This is a genomic window from Synechococcus sp. H55.9 (genome assembly GCF_047462355.1).
GTDB lineage: Bacteria > Cyanobacteriota > Cyanobacteriia > Thermostichales > Thermostichaceae > Thermostichus.
On the sequence record NZ_JANSJB010000075.1, the window covers coordinates 1 to 6805 of the forward strand.

The 6805-nt window shown below is 59.6% G+C and carries 8 protein-coding genes; 7 read left to right on the forward strand and 1 reads right to left on the reverse strand.

The genetic code is table 11. The features are described 5' to 3' along the window. Window positions 1-23 precede the first annotated feature (23 nt). Window positions 24-1718: an S-layer protein gene (locus tag NW857_RS09860; RefSeq protein ID WP_414368828.1), complete on the reverse strand. Its 1695-nt coding sequence runs from the start codon at window positions 1716-1718 to the stop codon at window positions 24-26. A 309-nt stretch (window positions 1719-2027) separates the two neighbouring features. Between NW857_RS09860 and psbE the strand changes: the two genes are divergently transcribed. From psbE to cysE, 7 genes are all read left to right on the forward strand, one after another. Further along, window positions 2028-2273: a cytochrome b559 subunit alpha gene (psbE, locus tag NW857_RS09865; protein WP_414335121.1), complete on the forward strand. Its 246-nt coding sequence runs from the start codon at window positions 2028-2030 to the stop codon at window positions 2271-2273. A 75-nt stretch (window positions 2274-2348) separates the two neighbouring features. Then, window positions 2349-2480 carry a cytochrome b559 subunit beta gene (gene psbF / locus NW857_RS09870; protein ID WP_414335122.1) on the forward strand — a complete coding sequence of 44 codons (132 nt, stop codon included), beginning with the start codon at window positions 2349-2351 and terminating at the stop codon, window positions 2478-2480. A 5-nt stretch (window positions 2481-2485) separates the two neighbouring features. Then, the gene (locus NW857_RS09875) at window positions 2486-2611 is read left to right on the forward strand and encodes a photosystem II reaction center protein L (protein WP_011431223.1); all 126 of its coding nucleotides are present in this window, start codon (window positions 2486-2488) and stop codon (window positions 2609-2611) included. Between the two features lie 140 nt (window positions 2612-2751). Continuing rightward, window positions 2752-2871 (forward strand): photosystem II reaction center protein J, encoded by a 120-nt coding sequence (locus tag NW857_RS09880; protein ID WP_414335132.1) that lies wholly within the window; start codon window positions 2752-2754, stop codon window positions 2869-2871. Between the two features lie 455 nt (window positions 2872-3326). Next, window positions 3327-4220, forward strand: a complete 894-nt coding sequence (locus NW857_RS09885) for a 4-hydroxybenzoate solanesyltransferase (RefSeq protein WP_414349276.1) — start codon at window positions 3327-3329, stop codon at window positions 4218-4220. Window positions 4221-4370: 150 nt separating this feature from the next. Beyond that, window positions 4371-5873, forward strand: a complete 1503-nt coding sequence (locus NW857_RS09890) for a hypothetical protein (RefSeq protein WP_414335124.1) — start codon at window positions 4371-4373, stop codon at window positions 5871-5873. 120 nt (window positions 5874-5993) lie between these two features. Then, on the forward strand, window positions 5994-6805 hold an 812-nt coding region (cysE, locus tag NW857_RS09895), incomplete at its 3' end, for a serine O-acetyltransferase (RefSeq protein ID WP_414336438.1).

A 6805-nucleotide genomic window follows, 5' to 3' on the forward strand; every position in this document is an offset into this window, starting at 1 on the left:
CGATGCTGCGCGGCAAGTTTTGCTCAGGGAGCGATGGTGATCGGCGAGGGGCTGGTTTGGGTGGCTCTTTGCCCGCCCCGCTCCAGGATCACCTCGATGAGGCCGTTGTTGACCGGCTGCATGTTGAAGGGCAGTTGTTGCTGGGTTTCATAGAGTCCGGGCGCCACCTCCCGCATCTCCACCTCTGGCGTCACCCCGACGATGCGAAAAGCTGCCCGCCCCCCTGGATCCCCTCGCATCGTGACTTTGAGGATCTCGCCCATGCGCAGGCTGGTGCTGTTGGTGGTAATGCTAAAAATCTGAGGCGGCCCAGCAGCGACAGGCCGAGAAGCTGGCTGAATGGTGGAGCGGGTTCCCTTGGATCCATCGATTGCAAAAGGGAAGATCTCGCGATACTCCTGGCTGAGGCCGTCTTTGCTGAGCACAATTCGCAAAACAGGGTTGCTGGCTTGGTGGGTGGGGGCCACCACGTAGGTGCCCTCGTAGTGGTTGGGTCGCACCTCCCGCATCGGCTGGTTCAGGGCCAGATTCCCCAAATCAAACTGGGCGATCCCTCCCGAGTCACCCCAGATGGCAATGGTGAGGATATCCCCTTCCACTAGGTCGCGCTGGGGATCCAGTCGAATCGCCTCAATACGTGGAGAGCGGTTGCCGGCTGCGGTCAGAGGAGCGGGGGTAGCCGGCTGCGGCAAAGGGGCGGGGGGAGGAAACACCGGTTCTACCGACGGGGGAGCGACATTGCCCAGGGCCAGTTGAGGGAGCCGCCGCTGAACGCGGGTACTGACTCCATTGAGGCTCAGTTGGATGCGGATGTCGGGGCCAAAGGCACTGTCTTGAGGGCCAAGGGTGTAAACGGCGCGGTAATAGCCGGGCTGCACTTCTTCCATGGGCAAACCCCGCACCAGGTCGCCAATATCCACCGTGGCCCTGCCGTTGGGAGTGCCCTGGGCCTCAACGGTCAAGGCTTTCCCTGCCGGCACCACTCCCGACTCAGGGATAACCCGCGTTTGTGAGATTTCGGGTTGGACGGTCTCGGCCACCGCAGCGGGAGAAGGTCGCAACTGCACCACCGGAGGCGACAAGGGTGGAAGCTGACCGCGATACACCAACGCCTGATGTAACAGCACCGCCCCCTCAGCTCGGCTCAGCACCCGATTGGGCCGCAGCCGGGCGGGATCCGGCACATTCACCAATAGCCCCGCTTCACCCGCCATGGCCACAAAAGCCCGCCCTACCTCCGGCACCTCAGCAGCATCGCTGTAGAGAGCCATCCAGCGCTCAATATCGGCCTGGTTGGGAGCAGGCAGTTGCAGGGCCCGCACCAAAATGGCCAGGGCTTCCAGGTGGGTGAGATCTCCTTGGGGACGAAACTCGTTGCCTTCGTACAGGCGCATCGCCCCCGCCTGCAACACCGCCTGGGCCGTCCAATAGTCGGGGGTATTGGGCTCGAGATCGCGAATTTCTTGCACCTGGTTGGGGTTGGGGATGTAGCCGAAAAACTCCGTCAGCCACTGGGCCAATTCTAGTCGGGTGAGAGTGGCCGACAGCGGCTCCTGGGTGAGCACCAGATCCGTCTGACGCTCCAGCGCCGCCACGTAGGCATCGGCCCAGGCCAGCGAGGCTTGCTGCTCCACCCCTTGAGACCAAGCCGGCAGGTTGACGCTCGACCAGCCCAGCGTCCAACACAAACTCAGAGCTAGGGGCCACGAGCACCGCATAGCTGTTACTCCTGTTCCGTTGACATCCCCTCAGGGCCAGCTTATCTCAAACTTCCGCCGTGTCCTCAAGCCTTCGATACCAGTTGGGATTGCGCCCTTTGGCAGTGGGATTCTCAAAACTCGAGTGCAAAAGCTCGCCGCAGGGATCCACTAAGAGATTTTACCTATGCGGGATGAGATCTGGCCTGGCGGCAAAGGGCCTGGGCAATTGCCTCATAACTTGTAGTTGTGCATCCAAATCCTTATCATTGTGTTATAGACTCGGAAAGTTCAGAAAGCACTTTTGCCCTTACCCCAGGGAGGAGTTTCATGGCTGGCAGCACCGGAGAGCGACCTTTTGCCGACATCATTACCAGTGTCCGCTACTGGGTCATTCACGCACTGACCATTCCCGCTTTGTTTTTGGCAGGCTGGCTTTTTGTGAGCACGGGCCTGGCTTATGATATTTTCGGTACCCCGCGTCCCAATGAGTATTTCACGGCAGAGCGGCAGGAGCTGCCGATTGTCAGCGACCGCTTCAATGCTCTGGAGCAGTTGGAGAGGCTAGCTCGCTAGGAGGGGCTGCGGGCAGGCAAGCCACTTGTTGTTTCAATTTGTAAATAAATCGTTTTTTTGCGTAGGATGAGACCTATGGCCAACAAATCTGACGAACCTGTTTTCTACCCTGTTTTTACCGTCCGTTGGCTGGCGGTGCACACTTTGGCGATCCCAACTGTTTTCTTTTTGGGAGCTATTGCTGCGATGCAGTTTATTCAACGGTGAACCCAATGGCTGATCAACCCGAAAAGAATCCCAACACCCAACCGGTGGAGCTAAACCGCACTTCCCTGTACCTGGGTTTGTTGTTGGTGTTCGTGGTTGGGCTGTTGTTCTCTAGCTACTTTCTCAACTGAGGCCAGAGTTACATTATTCTGCTCTTGGGGTTGAGAGAGGGCAAGAAGGAGCAACGTTGGCTTCTGGCTGGCCCTTATTTCTTTTACTTGAGGCTGCAATTTCTGCCAGTTTTGTCTTTTTCTATTGGAGACCAGTTGCTATGACCAGTCAAGCAAGGATTCCTCTGTGGATAGTAGCCGTGATTGCCGGTTTGGGAGTGCTCACTGTGGTCGGGCTTTTCTTCTACGGTTCCTATGTAGGCCTAGGCTCGAGTCTGTAAGTTTGAGGCTTCTTGTCTTGGGTTAGTGCTACACATCGCTAACGCGAACAATATCCCTGAACCCAGCAAATAGTAGGATAGCCTCACATCGGCTGCGCTATAGTGTGAGGTGTGGCTGAACGAGCCTTCCGCTACCGCTTCTTCCCAACTGCTGAGCAAGAAACCCTGGGCTGTGTAAGGGGAGTGACCTCAATGTAGGACACACCATGACCGGGATATCAATGCTGCCATCAACCTTTTGGCTGCTGGACAGTCGGTGACAGTCTGTGGAGTGAGTGTAAGACCTGATAGACATGAGTCTAGAGGGCAACTACGAAAAACTCGCAGGGGAAGGAAGCGGAAACCCAGATCGTGAAGTCTGGGAATCTCCCCTCTACGGCTCGTCGGGGCCTAGCGGGAGAGGATGTCAAGCCCACACCCCTCGGCAACTCACGCTTTTGGGCCGGAAACTGGCTATGGCTGCCCCACTCTGGGCCACCGGCGGGGCCGTTCTGCGGCTGCTGCGCTGGCACAAGCCGGCAGGGCGATTGATTTTGATGATCCCGGCCCTGTGGGGGGCCTTTTTGGCCGGGCGGGGAACGCCCCCCTGGCCGTTGATCGGGATCCTGATTTTGGGCAGCTTGGCCACCAGTGGGGCGGGCTGTGTCATTAACGATCTTTGGGATCGGGATTTGGATCCACTGGTGGAGCGCACCCGCAACCGCCCCTTGGCCAGCCGGGAGCTGACGGTTGGCGTCGGGATCCTGATGGCCCTGCTGAGTTTGGCCTGCGCGGCAGGGCTGGCGCTGTTTCTCAACCCGGTCAGTTTTGCCCTTTGTGTGGCGGCAGTGCCGGTGATTCTGCTCTATCCGGCGGCCAAGCGGGTGTTTCCGGTGCCCCAACTGGTGCTGTCCCTGGCCTGGGGATTTGCCGTGCTCATCAGTTGGACGGCGGTGAGCGGTCAAGACCCGAACACGCCCCTATGGGAGGAAGGGTTGGGCTGGCTGTGGCTGGCCACGGTGTTGTGGACGTTGGGGTTTGATACGGTCTACGCCCTCTCGGATCGGGAAGACGATGAACGGGCCGGGATCCACTCCAGCGCCCGTTTTTTCGGGCGACAGACGCCGACGGCGGTGGGACTGTTTTTTTTGGGTGCCGCCATCGCTCTGTTGGGGGTGGGGATCAGCCTGAGGTTGCACTGGGTTTATTTCCTCAGCCTGGCCATTGCTGCCCTCCTCTGGGCCCGGCAAACCTGGCAGCTTTACCAGGTCAATCCCCCTCCCACCCTGTACCCGGCCATCTTCGGCCAAAATGTGGTGCAAGGGTTTATCCTGCTGGCGGGGATGATCGGGGGATCCTTATTGGCCTAAGGGATCCTTTTTCAAGCTCGTTGGATTGGGATTATTGGGGAACCTGAATTTGCAGGCCCTAGATCCCGGCAGCCTGCCAACCAGGCGGAGGCGGCCCGTGTCCACAAGCAAACTGTACAATGACGACAACTCCAAGGATCTCAGCCCCCGATGGCCCTCCTGAGCGGCAGCGAGCCGCCCTATGACATTCTCATCCTCTCAAACGGCCCTGGAGAGCTGACCACCTGGGTGCGTCCAGTCGTGATGGAATTGCGACAGCAATTGCCTCAGGCGCGCCTCTCTCTGGTGCTTGCCCCTTGCCCCCATGCTTCCGGGCAAGAGATGAGCATAGCCCAAGCGTTTATCGACGTGGATCGGGTACAGGATCCCGATTTTTTTCTGGCTTTTTTGCTCACCGGCCAAACCGAAGAAGCCTGGGATTGGGCCAGGCGAGGGGTGGTGCTGTTTTTGGGGGGGGATCAGTTTTTTGCCGTCTGGATCGCTCGCCGCTTGCGCTATCGACTGGTGGTCTATGCTGAGCATCGGCCCCGTTGGCGACCTTGGGTAGACGCTTTTGCCCTGCGAACAGAGGCGATCAAACGCCGCTACGACGGGGGACGCCTCCTGGGCCACCGCTGGGCCCAGAAGATGCACGTGGTCGGGGATTTGATGGCGGATGGCGTGGCCAGCGCCGTCTATTTGCCGGGGGTGCCCCTTCCCGGCTGGCTTGGCAGCAGATCCCCACAGCCGCCTGCCGCCAAACCGACGGCGGGTTTTTCTTCCCTAACTCAAGTTTTCGGCCCGCTCCAAGAGGCATCTCCCAGCCCTGTCAGTGGGATGGAGCCTGCCAAGACCGCGCTGGAACGGGTGGAGCACCGCTGCAGCGATGGAGAATGGCTACCGCGTGGCTGGCAGCGCCTGAGCGATGGCAACCGCACCCACTATCAGGTGGGATTGCTCCCCGGCTCCAAACCGGCCAAGCTTTCTCTGGGGGTACCGCTGGTGTTGGCCGTAGCCGATGAGCTGCGACAGATGCTGCCCAATGTCCGCTTCGTGATCCCGGTGGCCCCAGGACAAACGCCTCAGTCGCTGGCCGGCTATGCCCATCCTAAGCTCAACCCCGACATGGCTGTAATCTATGGCACCTCGGCCATCCTGGAGCAAACCAATCTGGGCTCCCAATTTGTCACCCCCTTTGGCAGCATTGTGCAATTGTGGACAAGCTTTCCTGCCTATTCTGTGCTGGCCAACTGCGATCTCTGTCTGACCACTGTTGGTGCCAACACCGCCGAGCTGGCCTATTTGGGGGTGCCGATGGTAGTGGTGATCCCCACCAACAAGCTGGAGGCAATGCGCGCCTGGGATGGGATCCTCGGCCTGCTGGCCCGCCTGCCTGGCCTGGGTACGGGGTTGGCTCGCCTTATCAACAGGATTGCCCTGCGGTGGCTAAACCACTTGGCTTGGCCGAACATCTGGGCCGGGCAAGAGGTGGTGCCGGAGTTGCGGGGCCATTTGCGCCCGCTGGCCGTGGCCGAACAACTGCGAGTTCTGTTGGAGGATCCCCAACGACGCCAGCAGATGCAGACGGAATTGCAGCGGCTGGGGGGAAGGCCGGGAGCCGCGCAGGCGATTGGGCAACTGGTGGCTCAGCAGTTGGGTAGAGGCTTGAGGTAGAAGGAAGCTTTGTTTGAGCTTAATCCGGCAGAGATCCCCCTTGCGCGGGAGATCGCTTCTGGCTGCTGGCAAAAAATGCTAGAAGGGGAAGCAGTGGAGGTTCCTCAACGGAGACCATTCATGCTGACAAAGGCCAATCGCGTCAGCGAGACGGAGTCCTCGCAGCCGGCGGTGGAAAGCCCCCAAACAGAGGCGAGCGATGCTCTCCCTTCCGGCAAGCCGGAGCCAAAGCTGGGGTTTTGGCAGCAATTTTGGGAAGATGTTGATTGCGTCTTCGAGCGGGATCCGGCGGCGCGCAATCGCTGGGAGGTGATTTTCACCTATCCTGGCGTGCATGCTTTGTTTCTGCACCGCATCGCCCACTGGCTATGGAAACGGCGCTGGTTTTTTCTGGCGCGGGTGATCAGTTTCTTCGCTCGTTCTTTCACCTTGATCGAAATTCACCCGGCAGCCCAGATTGGGCGGCGCTTTTTCATCGACCACGGCTGTGGGGTGGTGATCGGCGAGACGGCGGAGATTGGCGACGATGTTACCCTTTACCACGGGGTCACTCTGGGAGGTACCTCTTGGAGCAAGGGCAAGCGGCACCCCACCCTGGAAAACGGAGTGATTGTCGGCACGGGGGCAAAGATTTTGGGGCCGGTTCGCATTGGCGAAAAAGCCCGGATCGGGGCCAACGCGGTCGTGATTCAGGATGTGGCTCCCGGCATGACGGTGGTCGGGATCCCAGGGCGGGCGGTCATCCCACCCCATCAACGCCGCATCCCTGCCCATGGCATCGACTTAGACCACCATCTCATGCCCGACCCGGTGGGGCGCGCTATCGAGCAGTTGCTGCACCGTATCCAAGACCTAGAAGCCCAAGTAGCCCGTCTCAACCAAGAGCGGGAAAAAGCTCGGCAGGATGAGGTTGGCGGCGGCTCAGAATATTC